Consider the following 17,746-nt stretch of genomic DNA (forward strand, 5'->3'; position numbering starts at 1 on the left):
GCCCTCCTGGCCACCTGGACCGGCGCCTGCTCGATATGCGGCCAACCCGCAGCAACCTCCGAACCCCACCACAGGACCTAACAAAGCCCTACTAGGCGCCACGTCGGAGTATGAAAACCCCCGCCACCGCCACCTCTTGAACGTCTTCGTCGAGGTCCAGCAGTTCGAACAGCGCCTGCTGACCGCACTGACCACCCCGCCGCCGCTCGACATCGGGAGCGCCGAAGAGTGGGATCTGTGCACCGATCTCCTCATCGCACGACTCGCCGCAGGGCGCGAGCTGTCCCTCCTTCTGTCCGCTCCCTGCCTCAGCGAGGCCGACTTCGCCGCCGCGAAGGCCGCCGGCGAAGCCGTCAAGACGAGCTTCGGTACCGGCGCGGGCGAGCAGTGCTGCAAGGAACCGGACGAGTCTGCGGCCTGTCTCCTCGACGCGTGCAGCAACGTCTTCGCCGAGCTCGGCGACCCCCACGCCGTGGCCTCCGCCGACCTCGTGGAGGCACTGCAGTACCTGCCGGGCACCGCCGGGAACCACTGGCGCTACAGCGACCTCACCCAGGCCCGCCTCGCCCAGCTCCTGGCCCCGCACGGCACGCGGACCCGCGATATCACCCTGCCGGACGGCCGTCGCCGCAAGTCCTACACCCGCGAAGCCCTCCTGGCCGCCATGGGCGTGTGCACCAACTGCTGACCTCCGCTGGCAGCACCCGCATCCGCAGCGCGACCCTGGCGGACTGGCCGGTCATCGACGGATTCCACCGCAGCTGCTCCGAACGAGCCCTGCACCGCCGCTGGGGCAGAACGCGGATCACCCGCCGCGACATCGAGCGCCTGCTAGGCCTCTCCAGCTGCTGGATCGCCCTTGATGCCACCGACGAGGTCGTCGCCCTGGCGTCGGCGGGCCCAGTCAGCCGAGAGCCGGGCGTCTTCGATCTCGGCCTGCAGGTCACCGACGGCCACCAGCGCCGAGGCATCGGGCTCGCCCTCGCCCGGCATGCCGCAGCCCACACCCGCTCCCGCGGCGCTCACACCCTGGCCGTGTACGCCGAGGCGTCGAACCTACCGATCCTCGGCCTGGTCCGACGCCTCGGCCACCCCACCAAGTCCCGCCGCGAGGGCACGCACCTCGACGTCCGCATCGCCCTCACTCCACAGGACCCGGCGATCGGGCAACACCGCCCCCGGCCCCCTTCTAGGAGGTGATCCCCCTGTCGTCGTCCCCTGCGCCGGCGAAGACCCCGACCAGCATCGACCACCGCGTCGAGAAGGTGTCCGGCCACGACATCAACAGCCTATGGACCTGCCACGACCGCGGCCTGCTCGACGAGCCGCTGCACCGTCTCGCCGAAGCCCACCGCGCTCTGGCCGACGCAGAACGGGGCGTGGCCTTCAACCAGACCCAGCTGCAGCGCCTGGCCTCCGGCGACCTGCCCTTCGAACAAGGGCTGTTCCCGCGCATCGAGCGGACCGTCGCGCAGCTCAAGGAGGCCGCCGCCACACGTGACCTCCACCAACAGCGTGCGGTCGCCGTGCTGGAACTGGTGGAGGCCGCCGCCCCGGCCCGAGACCCTGGGCACGGCGTGGACCTGATGGCCCACGAGTTCGCCGCGCTCCTGGCCATCAGCCAGGGCGCCAAGCTCCACCAGCACCTGCGGACCGGCCGGCTGTCCGTCGTCACCGCCTCCGGCGCCCGGGTTGCCCATCCGGTCTTCCAGAGGCTGGAGGCCGCCCGGCTGGTGGTGTGCGACGCCTCCCACCCCCTCCACGCCGGACAGCCCATCTCGATCACGGACACCGGCCGCGCCACGCTGACCGGCACGGTCCGCCCGGCTGCGGCACCACCCACCCCAATGCCCAGGACGGGGTCCTGGCCGGTGATCCCCGCGCGGTCCCGTTGACCTGCCAGCCGCCACCAACACCCTCCTATGAGACGAGCTCCGTGCCGCCGACCGATTACCGTCCTGACTTCCGCCTCGACGGGTTCGAGCCCGCCAGCGACGAGGTGGAGGAACGCTTCTGGGCTCACCTCGACGCGGAGAGCGGCTCGATGACCACGCTCGCCGACCACCACAGTCCCGATGGCCGCAACAGCTTCTACGTGATCCACGACGGATCCGTCACGTGGGGACTGCCCGGCGAGCCGCAGCTCGTCGCCGCGCACATCACACGGGACAGCACCACGATGACGTACGACTTCGCGCACGCCGAACTGCCGCTGCCGGCGCTGGCCCAGTCCTGGCTCATCAAGCGTGGCTGCCCCGCCGACGCCATCGCCTTGCCGTCGGGCATGGGGACCACGGCCGCCGACCCGGCCACCGTCGCCCTGCAGCAGCGGATCATGCGCGACGGCGACCACTTCGAGCTGCTCGACAGCCACACCGATGACCTCTCCTCCCAGACGGAAGTCGTGGTGCTCCTCCGGGCGCGCGGCGAGCGCGTCCAGAAGCCATTCCGCGTTCTGCTGGAGCAGGCCGACCTCGACACCTTCACGCACACCCTGCGCGAGGGCGCGTTCGAGACGATGGAGGCCGCCGTCGACTGGATGGAGGAGCGCTCCGCTCCGCTGCCGCCGCCCGCTCCGTCCAGCGCCCGCACGGCGGGACCGAGCCCCCTTCCGGGCGCCCCGCCGAGAAGGCCGGGTCGAATTCGATGATTCCGGCGGGCCGGGAACATAGCAGCACATCCCCGGTCAGCCAAACCGGGGAATCTCCGGACCCTAGGAGAAGGCCCACCCTGCAGAAACGGGCGGCCCCTTCACTCTTCCCACCCCATGCCTTCATGGACAGGAGTCCGTCATGCCCGAAGAACTCGACGACGTGCTCGGCGCATTCACCAAGCAGATCGAATCCCGCTTCCAAATGCCGCTGGATCAGCTGCGTCACGCGGTGACCGCGGCACCCACGGCGAATCCCGAGGCGACCACCGTTGCCCATTGGTACGGACTCCTCGAAGGAGCCCAAGAGGCCCTCTCCTCCGCCGAGGACCAGCTCCTCGCAGCTCTGGACCACGCGCCGGTCGGCGACCTCGCCGACCCCGTGATGGCCCTCGCCGACCGAGTGAACACGCTCGTGGCGGTGCGTGACGGTCGAGCCCTGGTCGTGCGCCACCTCCTCGACGACACTGCCCCGGGTAAGAGCACACCCGGCCCCTGGCGAGGCGCCGCCCGGACAGGGCCCGCCCTCACCACCACACCCGTTGCCCGCCCGGCGGTGGTGCCCAGCGTTCCTGTCAGGGGAGGCGGACGATGAGCGCCTCGTCGAAGCCGTCCAGCCAGGACGCACACCTTGAAGCGGCCTTCGGTGCCCCGGTGGCCCAGCTCTATACCGCCGTAGCGGCCGGGACCTCCACTCCCGCCGTGCACCGGGCCCTGGAACTGCGCTCGTTCCTGGCCCTGGCCGAAGAACAGGTCGCCCGCGTCCGCGACCGCGTCCACCGCTACACCGCCCCGGACACGGACATGGGCTCGTTGTCCGCCGCCGAGCTGCGGTTCGACTCCGAGTGGATGGAAGCGGCCCTCTCCGCCCGTACCCAGTACACCGCCGCTCTCCAGCGACTCCTACGCGCCATGCCCCCCGCGGCCACCGCCCACGAAGGGCCTTCGAAGCTGGACCAGCCCAGGCTCAGGACCCGTCCCACTCCCTCGCTGCCGCCGGTCACCGCGAGCCCGGCAGCCCACGGCGCGAGAGGCCACTGATTGACCCACACCACCTCCCGGCAGATCGCCGACCACATCGAATCCCTCTACGGACAGCCGCGTGCCGACCTCGAAGCGCACGCCGACTCCACTACTCACCCGAACATGCTGTCCGCTCTCCTGGCCGGCCACCGCACCGTCGAGTTCGCCGAGACGGACCTCGCCTTCCAACTGCAGCGCCTGCGCCAGCTGACCGACCCCGAGCGGGAGATCGGCCGTTTCGACTCCGGCCACATCTACGACTGTGCCCGCCGCATCGGTGAAGCCGTCGCCGTCCGCGACGCCCAGGCCCGACACGTCTCCGCGGTGCTGCAGAGCCTGCACCGCACCCCGACGCCGCAGACCACACCCGCGGCCCCGGCCACACCGCCGGCCCCTGCTGCGGCCCCTGCCTCGCGCACCCGCTGAATCCTCCCCCTCCCCGTTCCAGGAGTACTTCTTTGGCTACCACCGGCCTGCCCGCATCCATATCGTCCGACCTGTCCCGCGTCACCGAGAGCCTGCAGATGCTGGCTCCGCGGTGGAACGTCTGGGTCTTGCTGACCCTGTCCGAGAAGCCGCTGCGCTACCGGGGGATCAAGAACGCCCTGCACTGGCTCCCGAACGGCCAGCTCCACCCAAGGCTCGGCAAGCTCGTCGACTCCGGCCTCCTCGAACGAACCGAGTTCGAGCCCAACGACGTGCTCTACGGCCTGTCGGTTCGAGGCCGCGAGCTGCTGCCGGTCCTCGGCGTGATCGCCGCCTGGGGCGATAAGCACCTGGAGAAGGAGACGGTGCTGGATCCGGCGACCGGCCACCGGGTGCCCAAGGCGATGCCCCGCGCGCAGGACATCAAGGACACGATCACGCTGATCGCCCCGCGGCAGGCCAGCCCGATCCTGTGGGCCCTGCGCATCCGCGGGGCATCGAGCGCCAAGGCCCTGTCGGCCACGGCCATGCCCGATCGGCACCTGACCAACGTCTACGAGCCGCTGAACCGCCTGACCGACGACTACCTCGTCGCGCGGAACGATGAGGGCCGCTTCGAGCTGACCGCCGCCGGACGGGATCTGGCCCCGGTCTACCTGGCCTTGTCCGCCTGGGCCGCCGGTTCTCCGGTGACCAGGGCCGCGCACCACCCGGTATGGGCACCGGCACCCCCACCGTCGCAGGCGCGCCCCGGTACGTGGGCCACTACGGCTCCTCGCATCCCGACGGCGCCGACCACGCCTCCGCGTGGAGCTTGGACGCCCGGCGGCCTGTTCTCCCACAGCACCGCCGTCCGTCCCGCGGGAACGGCTCCGACGGGAGGCCGCACCCGATGAACACCCACACCCACGTGAGCGCGCTGGTTCCGGCTACCCGAGCCCTGTCGCACCCCGGCCTCATACGGATCGTCAGCGACATCGACGACAACGGGCCTCTCCAGCGGCACCTCCTGAGCCGCACTCTCACCGGCCTCACCACCTGGCAGCGGCGACAGGCCTCCGCCGTCGGGCGCGCGCTGGGTCTGCTGAAGGCCTCGACCGTCGAAGGAATCCCGAGCTTGGTCCTCACCCCGGCCGGCGAGGAACTGGCCGAGGTCTACGACACGGCGGCCCGCTGGGCCCGCACCCACCATCACCCCAGCGACGTCAGCGACTTCGTCACACGGGTCCAGGCCACCCTCGCCCTGCTCGGCTCGGACCAGCCTCGTCCCGGGCACGCACAGGAGCTGGACTACGACTCCCTGGACGAGCCCCGGGCGGCCCTCACCTCGTGGATCCGCGACCACGGGGCGACCTTGGCCGCGCAGCTCACCGGCGCCTCCCGCGACGCGATGGAGCTGGCCGCGTGAACACCACACCGCACCAGGGAGCTATCTCCGATCTGGGGACCAGCGAGGTGGCGCGCGTGGTCGGCATGGACCCGAACGTCTGGGCCTTCGCGGCAATGAAGGACGCCCCCGATCATGTGCAGAACCTGGTCGTGGCCGTGATGAACACGGCTTCGAGCATCGACACCGTGCAGCGGCAGCTCCTGGAGGACGCGGCTCGCGGCGTCGAAGCGTTGAACGCGACCCTCAGCGGTCGCGACATGCGGTGGGGCGGTCACCGCTGGACCGAAGGCCCCCTCGGCAGCGGAGCCGCCCGCATCGAAGCGGCCAGCCTCCGGCGCGGCTCCCTGTTCCGTCAGCTCGACACGCTCCTGGCCCTCTACCAGCAGGTTGTGGCCGAGCCGAGCCCTCCGGCCACTGCGTCGAATGCTCTGGGCGTGACGCCCTCGGCAAAGAACCCGCCGAAGCCACGCGTACCGCGCCGCTGACCCTTTTCCTGTCCTGCTCGCCGCGGCGGGCGTCTTCTTGCGTGAAAGCGACGATGACCTCCGATCTTGTGATCGCCGGCCCACGGCATGCCCTCCTCCCGCAGCTGTCCCTGCTGCGCCGCATCTACCTTCCTCGTACGGCTGACGCCGGCGCGTTCGCCATGACCACGTACGGCATCCCGCTGATCGTGCTCGCCACCACCCGCTCCGCCACCCTCACCGGCATTGCGTTCGCGCTGGAGTGGATTCCCCGCCTCGCTGCCTTCTCCCTGGCCGGGACGATGGTCGACCGGCACGGCACCAAGCGGGTCTTCCGCATCGCCTCCGTGCTGCGCGCCCTGGTGGTCCTGGCCGCGGCGGTCATCCTGCCGACCCAGGCCGGTGGCCCCGCAGCGACGATCACGGTGATGGCGCTCGCCGCCATCACCGGCGTGGCCACCGAGTTCTCCTACATCGCGGCCGAGACCGCCGGAGCGGCGGCCAGCAAGGACGCGGGGGAGCGGGCCCACCGAGTGCAGTCGGCCCTCCTGGGCATCGACCAGACCGCCACCCTCGCCGGACCCGCAGCCGCCGGATTCCTCCTGCACTGGGCCGGAGTCACCGGCACCCTGATCACCATCGCCGCCTGCTCCCTCCTGGGCGCCGCCCTCGCCCCCTGGCACCGCGAGACCCGACTGATCCCCGCCGCCGCGTCCGCGCTCACCGGACTGCGCACCGGATGGAAGACCCTCGTCTCCCTGCCGGCGCTCGCGTGGCTGATCGCCGGACTCACCGTCTCCAACCTCGCGACCGGCATGCTCCAGGCTGCCGCCCCGATCATCGTCGTCCAGCACCTGGGCTACTCCAGCGCCGCCGTCGGCGTCATCTGGTCGGCCGCCGCGGCAGCCTCCCTCGTCACCGTCGCCTGCTGCCGCTACGCCATCGACCGCGTCGGCCTGTGGCCCACCGGAGCAGCCAGCGCGGGCATCGCAGCCCTGGCCGGACTCGCCGTCTCCCAGGCCGGCACGTACCAGCAGTTCCTCGTCCTGACCGCCGTACTGATGGCCGGCGAGGGCGGCATGACCGTCGTGCTGCGCACCCTGCGCTCCCACCTCATCCCCGAGAAGGTCTTCGGCGCGACCCTCAGCATCACCATCCTGATCATGCTCCTGCCGTTTCCGCTCGCCGGAGTTCTCGTCGCCCTCACTCCCGCCGCGATGCTCGGCCACGTCCTGACCGGTTGCGCCGCGCTCCAGGCCATCGGCCTCCTCGCCGCGTTCTGGCGCCTGCGCCGCGAACCCGCCATGCGCCACGGCCGCTCTCCCGCACACAAGCGGGCCTGACCTTCCCTGCCCGCCCATCCAACCCGGGAGAACCATGCCCCCGCCGCCCTCCGCCATCGCCTCGCTCACAGCCGACCAAGCAGCCGCAGCAGGCAGCCTCGTACGCCTGCTCACCGACCGCTTCGACACCCTGCCCACCGCCGAGACCACCGCACTGGCCCAGAACCTGCTGGCCCAGGACGGCCTCGTCACCGACATCCAGCACCTGCTCCGCGCCGTGTCCCATTGGGCCGGCACCACCGGCCCCACCCTCTTCGAAGGGCCGCTCCCCTTCGAAGTCCAGGACGCACTGGGCCAGGCCGCAGCCCAGCTGGAAACGCTCTCTCTGCTGGCCAAGGACACGGTCTTCCCCCAGCCCCTTCCCCGCCGACAGCCACCCCCCGCGGCGGTCACACCCCCGCCCCGCATCGCGGCCAGCACCGAAGGACCAGGCCGCCAGCGCTGAACTTCCCGGGCTTCCGAAACCTCCCCGCTCTCCGTCTGCTCGAAAGGCTTGCCCCTTGACTCCGTCCAACACCCTCCGTACTGCCCCGGCCCGCCCCGTTGTCCTGGTCGTCGCACCCAACGACGAGTTGTACCGCGGCTACTGCCTTGAGTCCGTCGCCGCCGCCTACGACACCGTCGTCATCACCCCGGCCGCCCTCACCTGGGAGAAGGCCCTCGTCGTCGACCACGAAGTCGCCGACCCCTACGACATCGAGTCGCTGCTGGCAGCGGGGCAGGCACTGGCCGCACGGCAGACCATCTCCGCCGTGCTCACCTGGAACGAGATGCTCCTGGTCAACACCGCTGTCCTTGCCCAGCACCTGCAGGTGGCCACCGACGGCCCGGACGTTCTCCACGGATGCCGCGACAAGTCCCTCAGCCGCGAGCTCTTCGATCTCCACCGGGTCCCGTCCGCCCGGTCGATGAAGTCCGCCAACCTCCTGGAGGCAGCCCTCGCCGCTGAGTTCATCGGCTACCCCGTCGTCGTCAAACCGTCCGGTCAGGCCGGCAGCGTCGGCGTCATCCGCGTCGACCGCGCGGAAGAACTCCCGGCCGGCTTCGAGTTCGCCACCGAAGGCGCGAGCCTGTGGGGCGGCGAGTCCACCGACGTCCTGGTCGAGGAGTACCTCGACGGCGAAGAGATATCCGTCGAATGCGTCACCCACCACGGAGTCACCACCCCGGTCGCCGTCACCCGCAAGCAGCTCGCCTTCGCGCCGTACTTCGAGGAAATCGGCCACACCGTGGACGGGACCGACCCCCTGCTCCGCCGCGTCGGACCGGTCGCCCAGGCAGCCGTCGCCGCCCTGGGCCTGACCACCGGCATCCAGCACGTGGAAATGCGCCTCACCGCCACGGGCCCGCGGATCATCGAAGTGAACGGCCGGATCGGCGGCGACCTGATCGGCAAGCTCGTCCTACTCGCCACCGGTATCGACCTGCCGCGCGCCGCCGCCGACCTCGCCCTCGGCCTCCAGCCCGACCTCACCCCCACCCGGCAGCAGGCCGCAGCCGTCGCCCTCCTCTACCCCGAGGCCTCCGGCACCGTCGTCGCCCGCGGCATCGACCCCGAGTTCTTCGATGACACCGACTGGCTGGAACAGACCAGCTGGATCGTCTCCCCGGGCGAACAGGTCACCCTGCCGCCGGAGGGCGACGTCGATGTCGCCCGCGTCGGCCTCCTCGTCGTCGCCGCCCCCGACGCCGACCAGGCCGCAGCCCGCATCCAGACTGCCCGCGACCACATCACGATCACCGTCACGCCGACCGCGTAGCCGCCACCCACCCCTGCCCCCTGGACTGCTCTTTGACCGACACCGCACCTGACCCGATCGAGGGCGACGTCTACGTCACCCCCCGCTACCTGGCCGGCAGCGCCTGGATCGCCGACGACGCCCTCCGGCCCCTGTTCGAACTCGGCTGGGACCGCCACCACGACGATGTCGGCAACCTGTACGTCGCCTCCCCGGACCGCAAGGTCCGGCTCGGCTTCCTCCCCGAAGGCGACGACGACGGCCTGTGGCGCATCACGGCCTACCGCGACCCCTTCGCCGCCCCCGCCTGGGGCGTGTGCTTCAACGACATGACTCCCACGGAGCTGGTCACCGCCTTCACCACCGCCCTCGCCGCCGCGTACGCCCAGGGCCCCGACGCCTACCTCGACAAGGAGCCGCGCGACCGCTTCGACGCCGTTGCCCCGCTCCTGAAAGGCGGTTGGGAACTCCAGCACCCGCGCTGGGGTGTTCTGGAACTCCAGAGCGCCGACGGCCTGGCCGGCCTGGAATACCTCACCGGCCGGCTCGACGAGACCAAGGAGCTGACCACCCTGGAGGCACGCTGGTACATGTGGGGAGGCCCGAAGGGACCCCGCTGGTACGCCACCGCCTCCACCGGCACCCCGGTCCACCTGGTCACCGCGATCACCACCGCCCTGGCCGACCCGGCACCCGTTCCTCGCTGGCAGGAAGGGATCCTCTCCTCCCTGCTCCCGCACATCCAGCTCACGCCGATCGTTCCGCCCCCGCCGCCGGCACCCACTCCGCTGGACGTGCACCGCCAGATGGCGGCCCGACCGCGGTCGGTGCTCACCACGACCAGCGTGCCGCGCTGGAGTACCAGCACCACCCCGGCTCCCGCCCGCCGCTGACCATGACCTGGAGGTCTACCTGTCCCTGCACGCATCGGAGTTCTTCGCCGAACTCCAGCCACCCTTCCCCGTCGGCGCAGTCGTCGGGAGCTCCTACTACGGCAGCCCCGTCGCGGATTCCCCGGTGCGGATCCGCATCGACTTCCAGAGCACGATCCGCCACCGGGAATACGACGGCCTGCGGCTGGAGGTGATCCATCCCGACCGGGGCACCCTGGACACGGCCTTCCTTTCCTTCGCCGACCACCAGACCTTCGCCCGGCGTGACGAGGCAAGGGGCATCGGCCCCGGATGGGACGGCTACGCCCGCATCCGCGACTGGCACGAGAACGGGCCCCCGCCCTGGAAGGGCGCCGACCTGACCGGTCTCCGCCGCGCCATCACGCACTACACCCGGATCTGGGCTCCCGCCCCGACACCCGAGCACTCCCGCCCGAGTCTGCCCACCCTGCCTACCGCGCGCCCCGCACCCGGCCGCTCCCGCTGATTCCCAGCCTCCGACGCCGCCTCGGCACACCGACATCCACGATCAAGGACACCACTCCCTCCATGCACTCCAGCGCCACCAACCGCTTCCCGACCGTAGTCACCGCAACCGTGGCGGCCCTCGTGGCGAGCACCCTGCTCGGCGCCCCGACCGCCTGGGCGGAAGCTCCCGAACCGCAGCCCGGCACCGTCGAGATCACCAAGAAGGACCCCGACGGAGCCCTCCTCGCAGGCGCCGAGTTCAACCTGCTCGACACCCTTAACGGGACCAAGGCCCTGACCGGCAAGACCAACGCGGACGGCGTCCTTCGCTTCGAAGGCGTCACCCCCGGCGTCTGGCGACTCAAGGAGACCGCCACCGGCAGCCCGATCCACGACCTCGCACCGGACCAGGACGTCATCGTCACCCCCGGACAGACCGTGAAGCTCGCCGTCGTCGATCCGTTCAAGCCCGCCGACCTCACCGTCACCAAGACCGACAAGGCCAGCGGCAAGCCGCTCGCCGGCGCCATCATCAACATCACCCCGGCCTCCGGCGACGGAAAGCCCGTCACCCTGACCACGGGCAAGGACGGCACCGCCACGAGCAAGCTCCCGGTCGCCGCCCGCGCTGGCACCAGCTACACCGCCACCGAGACCAAGGCCCCCGACGGCTACCAGCTGGACTCCACCCCGGCGAAGATCACCGCCAAGCCCGGCGCCCCGGTCACCGCCGCCTTCACCAACACGAAGAAGGAGCAGCCGACCCAGCCGCCCACCACCCCGGCCCCTACCCCGACGACCCCCACCACCCCGCCCGCCACACCGTCGGGCAAGCCGACCCCGAGCACGCCGGCCACCTCCCAGCCCCCCACCAGCTCCGCGGCCCCGACCCCGGAACAGACCACCTCCAGCACCTCCTCGCCCGCCCCCACAGGGTCCCTCGCCCAGACCGGCGCGGACGCCACCGGATGGCTGCTCCCCGGAGCAGGAGTGCTGATCGCCGCAGGCGGAGGCGCACTGATCGCCGTACGTCGACGCCGCGATGCGGACCAGGATGACCAGACCACCGGCTGACCGGACCACCACCCAGAACTGATCACCAACGCCAAGGCCCCAGGAACCGAGCACGACCGGTTCCTGGGGCCTTGGCGTGTCTCCGCTCCACGCTGCTCGTAGCAGATGCCCTTCTCAGCCCTGACCGAGGAACTCGTGGGCTCCACGGAATCGGGTAGTCAGCTGCTGCTGCGTGGCCCGGCAATCGAGGCGCACGTCGAGGGCTCCCGGGAGCCGGGTATCCGCCCGACGGCCGACGGGCAGCAGCGAGGGGTCGAGGCCGTCACGCCGCGCGATGAGCACACCGAGCTCGTACCGGGTGAGGGCCTCGGAGCCAGCGACGTGGGCAATGCCGGCCACCCGGGACTCGGCGAGCTCCAAGAGCGCGGCTGCCAGATCGGCGACATGCACCGGGCAGCGCACATCGTCCGTGAACAAGGCTCCCGACCTTGTACCGGCGGCCAGTTCGTGCACCACCCGTTCGTGGACCGAGCCGCCATCCCCGATGATCAGCGAGGTCCGCACGACGACCGCGGCAGGGTGCAGGAGGCGAACAGCAGTCTCGGCAGCCCCTTTCGCCGCGCCGTAGGGCGTGACCGGATCGGGGAGCGCCGACTCGTCGTAGCCGGAGCCGCGGATCCCGGAGAACACGGCGTCACTCGAAACGTGCACGAGCCGGATGGCGCGCCTGACCGCGCTCTGCGCCAGACGACCGGGGCCCTCGGCGGTGACGGCCCAGTTGCTGTTCCCGCTGGAGGAGTTGATCAGGGCGCTGGGCTCCACCGCGTCGAGGACTTCGTCGATGCGCCGGGGGTCTTGGAGGTCTAGGTGGTGCCATGAGGTGTCAGCGGTGTGCACGGGGCGGGAGTTGAACGTCGCGGCCGTGGAGTGCCCGACGGACCGCGCTTGCCGTAGCAATTCGGTACCCAGGAACCCGCTACCGCCGATGATCAGCACCGTCATGTCGTCACACGCTAGTGGCCCTGCAAACCGTTCGCAGCGGATCCGAGGTAAGAGGCGGACGCGGGACCTCCCCGTTCTCCGTATGAGGAGAAGGTGGAGGCTGGCCGTCTGGCTTCGGTATGGTGCTCCACTCCACGGAGGTACGACCATGACCGACGAACCCCTTGACCGATGGGCCGCGCGCCGCCAAGGGCGTCTGCGCAAGCCAGGCGAGCTGAAGGCTGTCACCCTCGCCGAGGGCCCGCAGCGCGCTGACCACGTCGACCCCGGCGCCCCACGCATGATCTTGGAGTGGGACGGCTTCGCCTGGCAGCCGCTCATGGTGGTGGAGGACTACGCGGCAGCCCGCCGGGTTCTCATGCCGCCAGCTGAAAGTGCGAAGGCTGACCAGACGGAGACGACCGGCCCCGTGACAGGACGTAACCCCCTGGCCCCAGGTACCGGACGCCATCGCAAGCCCCGGCCCTGACCCCACTGACCGGCTCGCCGAGATGCCCGCTTGGCCTGCTGTCCGTGGCGCATCACTACGCTGCAGCGGTGAACGCATCCTCTCTGCTGCCCGGAGACCCCTCCGAGCTGCGCCTGCGCATCTCCTACACCGACGAACTCGACGGCGCTCCGCAGTCAGACACCTTGGAACGTTGGGACCTGGTCATCCTCCACGAGGAGGCGGAGGCCGGGACCATGACCTTCTACAGGGTCCACCTGGACCGGGGCCTGAACGCCTTCCGTGCCATGGAGGAGGAGTCCGACGAGCTGCACGAGACCGCTCAGGTCCTGCTGGACCCCGGAACCGGGAGCTTCACGGAGGACGCCAGCACGTGGTTGCCGTACGCCGGATCCGCCCTGCTCGTCATGGACAGGGTGACGTTGGCAGCGGGTTGGCGCGGTCACGGACTCGGGGCCATCCTCGCCTCGGAGGCCATCCACCGGCTTGTGGCCGGCTGCAGGGCTGTGGCGTGCTCGCCCGGCGTCACCGACCTCCGCAGCGACCGGCTGAGGGATCGGGCCGAGTTCGACCGGGTGAACGCCAAGATCGCCCGAGGGTGGGAGAGCGTCGGGTTCCGTTCCTATCAGGACCGTGTCTACCTCCTCTCCCCGGCTTGGCTGGCGCTGGAGGAGCAGCGAGAAGTGATGCGAGGACGGCTCGCCGAGCTTGGCCTCTCCTGGCGACTCGCCCAGGCCGGCCGCACGCCGGTCTGACGCAAGAGCCGTTCGACCCCGCGAATCGTACGGCCAGGGCCGGAGATCGCAGGTCCGCTGGCGTCGCATGCTGAGCGTCGTGGCGGTGCACTCCGCAGGGCCTGACCGCCTCGTAATCTCGTCGATGCGGCAGTTCCGCTGGGGGCAGACAGGAAAGATTCCCAAAGGACTGGTGCAACGCCGCAACGGATGTCAACGTAGACACCTTCCCAAGAAACCCCAGGTCAGAGAGGTGTGTGCGGTTGGCTCTGGATGCGGCGAAGCCCGGATTCTCCACCACGATCGAGGCTCTTCGGCTACGTACCTGGCTGCTCGGTACTGGGCATCAGGGATTGGTGATCGACCAGTTCACCGACGAGGATTTCAAGTTCGTCGTCGACGACCGGGCCGATATGCACATCAGCTCCCGTGACGGCTCTTTTTACCTTGGATGGTTCCCCTCGGGTCGGCCCGGAACCGAGGACGACGGCTGGGTCCTCGCCGTCACAGGGACGGCCACTGTCCCCGGGTATCGCGTCGTCTTCGACACCGAGACCCCCGCCCAAGTCGTCGCCGCGGCGGTGGCCGAGGTCATCGCCTCCTCCGTACCCGTACGCTCGCGCTGAACCCTGACCTCGCGTGCGCGACGTGGTACGAATCCCGCGCACGCAACCTCATGACGAAGGAGACCACCTTGGACGCGGAGTGCACCGTCGGCGAGATCATCGACCGGCTCGCCGCCTTCGACCGCGACGCCATCTTCCGGCTGGCCGTCAACCCGCTTTTCCCGATGGAGCACACTGCCGGCGCCATCGTCTCCCACGTTGACCCGCAGGGCCGGACCGTGGTGTACCTCGCCGAACGCGGCGAGCAGCTCGGCCCCGTCCCCAAGTCCGTAGCAGTTGATCTGACGTGGCACGAGCCGAGCGAGGCCCCGCCGCGCCGGCGCCGAACTGCCACCGGAGACCAGTAGCTCGTCGTCCCCCTGTTCCGAACTGCCCTGGAGGCGCCCCTGAACCCCCGCTCTTCCCGCTACCCGTCCAACCCCGACCCCGGCCCGTCCTGCTGGGTCACGCCCCGCCACCTCGCCGGCGACGACGGCGTCCTCGCCGACCGGATCTGCGAGACCCTCGCCGAGTCCGGCTGGGCTAGCTGGACGACCGCCCGCAGCACCATGCTCCTCCTGAGCCCGAACGGGCTGTGTGGCGCCGAGTGGATCCGCGCCGACCCCGCCTTCCTGCTGGGTGGCCTACCCCTGGCGTGGCAGATCTCCGCACGCACACACCGCGGCAGCGCGCTGGCCGAGTGGAACGCGTACTTCACCCCCGGCACCCCTCACGAGGCCGTTGCCGACTTCCTCCTCGCCCTCGGGGCGCGCACTGACCCCGTCGTCAACTACTGCGGTCCGGAGAGCGTCATGTCGACGCTGACGGCTCTGGGCTGGCTCTGCGACGTCGACCAGCCGGAGACCACGGCCTGGGACGCGGGAACATCCGCCGGCTTCACTTGGGGAGAGTTGCCGGCCGGGATCCAGGACGGAGATCCGCGCCCGGATCTTGTGGGCTGGCAGGCGTGGGCCGAGCCGGTCCTGGGCCGCCCCTACCTCTGGTGCGCGGCCTTCAGCGCCAGCACCCCGCACGACCTGGTCGCGGCCTTCGCCGGTTCGATCGCCTCACCCGCCCCGGTGCGGCGCCGCATCCTGCCGGAACTCGCCGCAGGGCGCCTCACCTTCAGCCTCCCCGGCTGACCCGACCCAACCTTCCAGAAGGCGGCCGTCCCTCTCCGTGAGGACGGCCGCCCCATCTGCGTGCCCCATTCTCCAACTGCAAGGAGCCCCTTTGCCCTGCACCTTGATCCGACTCTCCACCGGGCGCACCATCGGCGTCGCCCACTACGGCATTGTGCTCCCGAACGGTGACTACCTGACGGTGTGTGCCACTCACTCGCCCGCCCTCGCCCCGATCGGCGAGGGCACGGCCCACCACACCTGCCAGAGCTGCGCACGTGCTCTCCTCGCTCTGACGGCCCCACCCCACTCCGGCGACGCCGAAGCCCGGCCGGCGGCCGGTGCCGGAAGAAGCGCAGCAGCCCACCGGCCGATCCCGGGCCACCTGCTCGGCTACTGCGGCAAGGCCCTCGACCGCCGCCGCTCCACCAGCAAGAGGCCCTGCGCCAACTGCGCGCGTCTCACCCGGACCCTGCACGCCCTGCGAGAGCGTGCCGGTGAGCTCGCCCTTCCCGCAGTCGAGCCTTGTCACGGCGAGGACAGCCTGCTGTGGACGCACCACGGTGCCGGACCCCTCGCCTTCGGGCACCGCCGTAACGGTGCCACCGGCCAGACCTATTGCGGCGAACAACAGCCGGTAGTCCGGACACCCGGGGCACACGAATGCCCTGCCTGCCTTCGCCTGTGGGCGGAGGAGGAGACCTACCGCCAGATGTACATCCTGCCCGAGCTGCGCGCGCACGCGGCAGCATGGGACGCGGACGTGCACGGCGCCTTCGAGGACCGGGCGTGGCTCCTGGAGCCGGGCGACCGCTACACGCTCTCCGGTTGTGGCGATGTCCACCACGTCGTCGCCGTAGCCCGGCACCGCCACGACAGCCACATCGACCTGGTCGTCTACCTGCCGGGCGAGGACCGCATCACCGATACCCGCGTCCACCGCGACCGGCTCCTCGGCATTCAACGCCGCTTCGCTGACGGCGGCACGGTCGCCCTGCCCGCCCAGCGACGCAAGGCGTAACGCGCCGAGTGGCCCTGTCAGGCCCGGTACCCACTCCGTGAGGAGATGGGTACCGGGCCTTACGTGTACTCCCGGCGATACCCCCTTGCACAGGTCAGCCCCGCCGGTCCGGGAGGAGCGGCGGGGCCGGATGCGAGACGCGATCAGCGTGCGGGACTGGCCTTGGAGAGGGCCTTCTCTGCGTGGGAGTCGACCAGGGCCGGTGATCCGGAGACGATCAGCAGGACGGACCCGATGCGGACCGCGGTCTGCTTGATGATGGTGTCCTGCCCGCCAGCGGTGAAGGTCAGCATCTGGCTCCAGGCCTGTTCGCCCAGGGCGGGGGCCGCCAGCTTCTGCGTGGTGATCTTGACGGGCCTGCTGCCGATCACCATCTGGTAGACGGGGCAGCTCGTCATCGCGTCGAAGATCCGTGCCGTTCCTGCGCTCAGCTTCGGTGCGGTGTCGCTGTAGAGCTCCTCGGAGACCTCGGAGCCCTTGCCGCCGCTGTAGGCGAACGTGGCTTTCGCCTTGTTCGGGAAGTCCAGGGTCCCGCCCGCGACGGCGTCCCCGCCGAGCTGTTCCATCGCGGGGCAGCCGATCACCGTCACGTCGTCGTGACGGGAGGTCGTCTCGGGCTTAAGGGTGTAGTCGGGTCCGAGGTCAGCCGCGGTGAGGAGCCTTCCGGCGAGCATGGCGGAGGACAGCGGGGTGCTGGCCGCCGCAGCGCCGGACTTGGGCTGCCCCGCTGGCGTCACGATGGCGGCGGAGCCTGCGGGGGAGCTCTTGGAGCAGCCGGACAGGGCGAGGGAGGTGGCGACGGTCAAGCCGGTGATGATGGTGCGTATACGCATGTGGAACCCCTGGTGTGGTGGATCGGGTCTGACTGCCGGTGCCCTCGTGGGGCCTTCCTCCGGCGTGATGGGTGGCAGGGGTCGGTCAGTGGCCGAGGAAGCGCAGGCATTCCTCGTACGTGGAGTGCTGGCCGGTGTACGGCCCGCTGGTGCGGTTGAACCATGCCGCGTCCAGCCGGGGCTCTACCTGTTCGTGGCCGGCGGAGCAGCGCAGCCACAAACCGTCGTTCGTGCTGACGACGATCCACTTGCGGTACGCGCCACAGTCGGAACAGACACGGACCTCACCGTCGAGCACGAGCGGACTGTCGTGGGCCATCAGGATCCCGGCGAGTTCCTCGCGCGTCGGCAGGCGCAGCTCGGGCGGCAGGAAGTCGCCCACGACCAGCCCGGCCGCCGGCCCCTGGCGGGCTGGGCCAAGCGGCGGCTCGACGTGCACGGCATCCCATGCTTCCCACTGCTGCTGGGCTTCGCGCTGTTGCCGCCGTTCGCGATTGCGTCCGAACATGAGGTCCCCCCTCGTCGTTGTCCTGCCGGGCACCATAGATGGTGCACCATGCCCTTGTCGTCGT

Annotated in this window: 25 protein-coding genes; 22 read left to right on the forward strand and 3 right to left on the reverse strand. The window is 70.6% G+C overall.

What is annotated here, in order from left to right:
• Window positions 1–136: 136 nt before the first annotated feature.
• The 16 genes from ACGFYY_RS38320 to ACGFYY_RS38395 all read left to right on the forward strand — a co-directional run bounded on the left by ACGFYY_RS38320 (window position 137) and on the right by ACGFYY_RS38395 (window position 11,470).
• On the forward strand, window positions 137–688 hold the full coding sequence (locus ACGFYY_RS38320) for a DUF3631 domain-containing protein (RefSeq protein WP_393716751.1): 552 nt from the start codon (window positions 137–139) through the stop codon (window positions 686–688).
• Complete coding sequence (locus tag ACGFYY_RS38325; protein ID WP_393716753.1) at window positions 673–1,200, forward strand: GNAT family N-acetyltransferase; 528 nt, start codon at window positions 673–675, stop codon at window positions 1,198–1,200. Before ACGFYY_RS38320 ends, ACGFYY_RS38325 begins: the two co-directional genes overlap by 16 nt.
• Window positions 1,197–1,895 carry a hypothetical protein gene (locus ACGFYY_RS38330; RefSeq protein WP_393716755.1) on the forward strand — a complete coding sequence of 233 codons (699 nt, stop codon included), beginning with the start codon at window positions 1,197–1,199 and terminating at the stop codon, window positions 1,893–1,895. Before ACGFYY_RS38325 ends, ACGFYY_RS38330 begins: the two co-directional genes overlap by 4 nt.
• A 41-nt stretch (window positions 1,896–1,936) precedes the next feature.
• Window positions 1,937–2,650 (forward strand): hypothetical protein, encoded by a 714-nt coding sequence (locus ACGFYY_RS38335; RefSeq protein ID WP_393716757.1) that lies wholly within the window; start codon window positions 1,937–1,939, stop codon window positions 2,648–2,650.
• Between the two features lie 142 nt (window positions 2,651–2,792).
• Window positions 2,793–3,245, forward strand: coding sequence for a hypothetical protein (locus tag ACGFYY_RS38340; RefSeq protein WP_393716759.1), 453 nt, complete (start codon window positions 2,793–2,795; stop codon window positions 3,243–3,245).
• Window positions 3,242–3,691: a hypothetical protein gene (locus ACGFYY_RS38345; RefSeq protein ID WP_393716761.1), complete on the forward strand. Its 450-nt coding sequence runs from the start codon at window positions 3,242–3,244 to the stop codon at window positions 3,689–3,691. The genes ACGFYY_RS38340 and ACGFYY_RS38345 overlap by 4 nt, the downstream gene beginning before the upstream one ends.
• Entirely contained in the window at window positions 3,692–4,099 is a 408-nt protein-coding gene (locus tag ACGFYY_RS38350; RefSeq protein WP_393716763.1) for a hypothetical protein, read from the forward strand.
• Between the two features lie 32 nt (window positions 4,100–4,131).
• Entirely contained in the window at window positions 4,132–4,995 is an 864-nt protein-coding gene (locus tag ACGFYY_RS38355; protein ID WP_393716765.1) for a winged helix-turn-helix transcriptional regulator, read from the forward strand.
• A complete protein-coding gene (locus ACGFYY_RS38360; protein ID WP_393716766.1) occupies window positions 4,992–5,507 on the forward strand; it encodes a hypothetical protein in 516 nt (171 codons plus the stop codon). The genes ACGFYY_RS38355 and ACGFYY_RS38360 overlap by 4 nt, the downstream gene beginning before the upstream one ends.
• Window positions 5,504–5,974, forward strand: coding sequence for a hypothetical protein (locus tag ACGFYY_RS38365; protein ID WP_393716768.1), 471 nt, complete (start codon window positions 5,504–5,506; stop codon window positions 5,972–5,974). Before ACGFYY_RS38360 ends, ACGFYY_RS38365 begins: the two co-directional genes overlap by 4 nt.
• 53 nt (window positions 5,975–6,027) lie before the next feature.
• Complete coding sequence (locus tag ACGFYY_RS38370; protein ID WP_393716770.1) at window positions 6,028–7,296, forward strand: MFS transporter; 1,269 nt, start codon at window positions 6,028–6,030, stop codon at window positions 7,294–7,296.
• A gap of 34 nt (window positions 7,297–7,330) precedes the next feature.
• Window positions 7,331–7,741, forward strand: a complete 411-nt coding sequence (locus tag ACGFYY_RS38375) for a hypothetical protein (protein WP_393716772.1) — start codon at window positions 7,331–7,333, stop codon at window positions 7,739–7,741.
• Between the two features lie 55 nt (window positions 7,742–7,796).
• Window positions 7,797–9,056 (forward strand): acetyl-CoA carboxylase biotin carboxylase subunit family protein, encoded by a 1,260-nt coding sequence (locus tag ACGFYY_RS38380; protein ID WP_393716774.1) that lies wholly within the window; start codon window positions 7,797–7,799, stop codon window positions 9,054–9,056.
• A 32-nt stretch (window positions 9,057–9,088) separates the two neighbouring features.
• Window positions 9,089–9,928, forward strand: a complete 840-nt coding sequence (locus ACGFYY_RS38385) for a DUF317 domain-containing protein (protein ID WP_393716776.1) — start codon at window positions 9,089–9,091, stop codon at window positions 9,926–9,928.
• Between the two features lie 124 nt (window positions 9,929–10,052).
• Window positions 10,053–10,415, forward strand: a complete 363-nt coding sequence (locus ACGFYY_RS38390; RefSeq protein ID WP_393716778.1) for a hypothetical protein — start codon at window positions 10,053–10,055, stop codon at window positions 10,413–10,415.
• A 62-nt stretch (window positions 10,416–10,477) separates the two neighbouring features.
• Window positions 10,478–11,470, forward strand: a complete 993-nt coding sequence (locus ACGFYY_RS38395; protein WP_393716780.1) for a SpaA isopeptide-forming pilin-related protein — start codon at window positions 10,478–10,480, stop codon at window positions 11,468–11,470.
• 114 nt (window positions 11,471–11,584) lie between these two features.
• Here the strand turns inward: ACGFYY_RS38395 and ACGFYY_RS38400 are convergent, their stop codons facing one another.
• Window positions 11,585–12,412, reverse strand: a complete 828-nt coding sequence (locus ACGFYY_RS38400) for an SDR family oxidoreductase (protein WP_393716782.1) — start codon at window positions 12,410–12,412, stop codon at window positions 11,585–11,587.
• 148 nt (window positions 12,413–12,560) lie between these two features.
• On the opposite strand from ACGFYY_RS38400, the gene ACGFYY_RS38405 reads away from it, so the two are divergent.
• The 6 genes from ACGFYY_RS38405 (at window position 12,561) to ACGFYY_RS38430 (ending at window position 16,341) form a co-directional block, all read left to right on the forward strand.
• Window positions 12,561–12,881, forward strand: coding sequence for a DUF6087 family protein (locus tag ACGFYY_RS38405; RefSeq protein ID WP_393716784.1), 321 nt, complete (start codon window positions 12,561–12,563; stop codon window positions 12,879–12,881).
• A 68-nt stretch (window positions 12,882–12,949) separates the two neighbouring features.
• Window positions 12,950–13,615 (forward strand): hypothetical protein, encoded by a 666-nt coding sequence (locus tag ACGFYY_RS38410; protein ID WP_393716786.1) that lies wholly within the window; start codon window positions 12,950–12,952, stop codon window positions 13,613–13,615.
• 242 nt (window positions 13,616–13,857) lie between these two features.
• A complete protein-coding gene (locus ACGFYY_RS38415; protein WP_393716788.1) occupies window positions 13,858–14,220 on the forward strand; it encodes a DUF317 domain-containing protein in 363 nt (120 codons plus the stop codon).
• A gap of 50 nt (window positions 14,221–14,270) precedes the next feature.
• Complete coding sequence (locus tag ACGFYY_RS38420; protein WP_393716790.1) at window positions 14,271–14,567, forward strand: hypothetical protein; 297 nt, start codon at window positions 14,271–14,273, stop codon at window positions 14,565–14,567.
• A 201-nt stretch (window positions 14,568–14,768) separates the two neighbouring features.
• Entirely contained in the window at window positions 14,769–15,341 is a 573-nt protein-coding gene (locus tag ACGFYY_RS38425; protein WP_393716792.1) for a DUF317 domain-containing protein, read from the forward strand.
• A gap of 91 nt (window positions 15,342–15,432) precedes the next feature.
• A complete protein-coding gene (locus ACGFYY_RS38430) occupies window positions 15,433–16,341 on the forward strand; it encodes a hypothetical protein (RefSeq protein ID WP_393716794.1) in 909 nt (302 codons plus the stop codon).
• Window positions 16,342–16,484: 143 nt separating this feature from the next.
• Here ACGFYY_RS38430 and ACGFYY_RS38435 read toward each other — a convergent pair whose 3' ends face one another.
• Together ACGFYY_RS38435 and ACGFYY_RS38440 are read right to left on the reverse strand one after the other, a co-directional pair.
• On the reverse strand, window positions 16,485–17,174 hold the full coding sequence (locus ACGFYY_RS38435) for a hypothetical protein (RefSeq protein WP_393716796.1): 690 nt from the start codon (window positions 17,172–17,174) through the stop codon (window positions 16,485–16,487).
• Window positions 17,175–17,259: 85 nt separating this feature from the next.
• Complete coding sequence (locus ACGFYY_RS38440; protein ID WP_393716798.1) at window positions 17,260–17,682, reverse strand: hypothetical protein; 423 nt, start codon at window positions 17,680–17,682, stop codon at window positions 17,260–17,262.
• Between the last annotated feature and the right edge of the window lie 64 nt (window positions 17,683–17,746).

This window comes from Streptomyces sp. NPDC048331, from assembly GCF_043201215.1.
GTDB lineage: Bacteria > Actinomycetota > Actinomycetes > Streptomycetales > Streptomycetaceae > Streptomyces.

Bases quoted from the DNA above. Each gene is read 5' to 3' on its own strand.
- ACGFYY_RS38340 (WP_393716759.1), top strand. From the start codon at position 2,793: ATGCCCGAAGAACTCGACGACGTGCTCGGCGCATTCACCAAGCAGATC.
- ACGFYY_RS38345 (WP_393716761.1), top strand. From the start codon at position 3,242: ATGAGCGCCTCGTCGAAGCCGTCCAGCCAGGACGCACACCTTGAAGCG.
- ACGFYY_RS38360 (WP_393716766.1), top strand. From the start codon at position 4,992: ATGAACACCCACACCCACGTGAGCGCGCTGGTTCCGGCTACCCGAGCC.
- ACGFYY_RS38370 (WP_393716770.1), top strand. From the start codon at position 6,028: ATGACCTCCGATCTTGTGATCGCCGGCCCACGGCATGCCCTCCTCCCG.
- ACGFYY_RS38375 (WP_393716772.1), top strand. From the start codon at position 7,331: ATGCCCCCGCCGCCCTCCGCCATCGCCTCGCTCACAGCCGACCAAGCA.
- ACGFYY_RS38395 (WP_393716780.1), top strand. From the start codon at position 10,478: ATGCACTCCAGCGCCACCAACCGCTTCCCGACCGTAGTCACCGCAACC.
- ACGFYY_RS38400 (WP_393716782.1), bottom strand. From the start codon at position 12,412: ATGACGGTGCTGATCATCGGCGGTAGCGGGTTCCTGGGTACCGAATTG.
- ACGFYY_RS38405 (WP_393716784.1), top strand. From the start codon at position 12,561: ATGACCGACGAACCCCTTGACCGATGGGCCGCGCGCCGCCAAGGGCGT.
- ACGFYY_RS38420 (WP_393716790.1), top strand. From the start codon at position 14,271: ATGACGAAGGAGACCACCTTGGACGCGGAGTGCACCGTCGGCGAGATC.
- ACGFYY_RS38425 (WP_393716792.1), top strand. From the start codon at position 14,769: ATGCTCCTCCTGAGCCCGAACGGGCTGTGTGGCGCCGAGTGGATCCGC.
- ACGFYY_RS38435 (WP_393716796.1), bottom strand. From the start codon at position 17,174: ATGCGTATACGCACCATCATCACCGGCTTGACCGTCGCCACCTCCCTC.
- ACGFYY_RS38440 (WP_393716798.1), bottom strand. From the start codon at position 17,682: ATGTTCGGACGCAATCGCGAACGGCGGCAACAGCGCGAAGCCCAGCAG.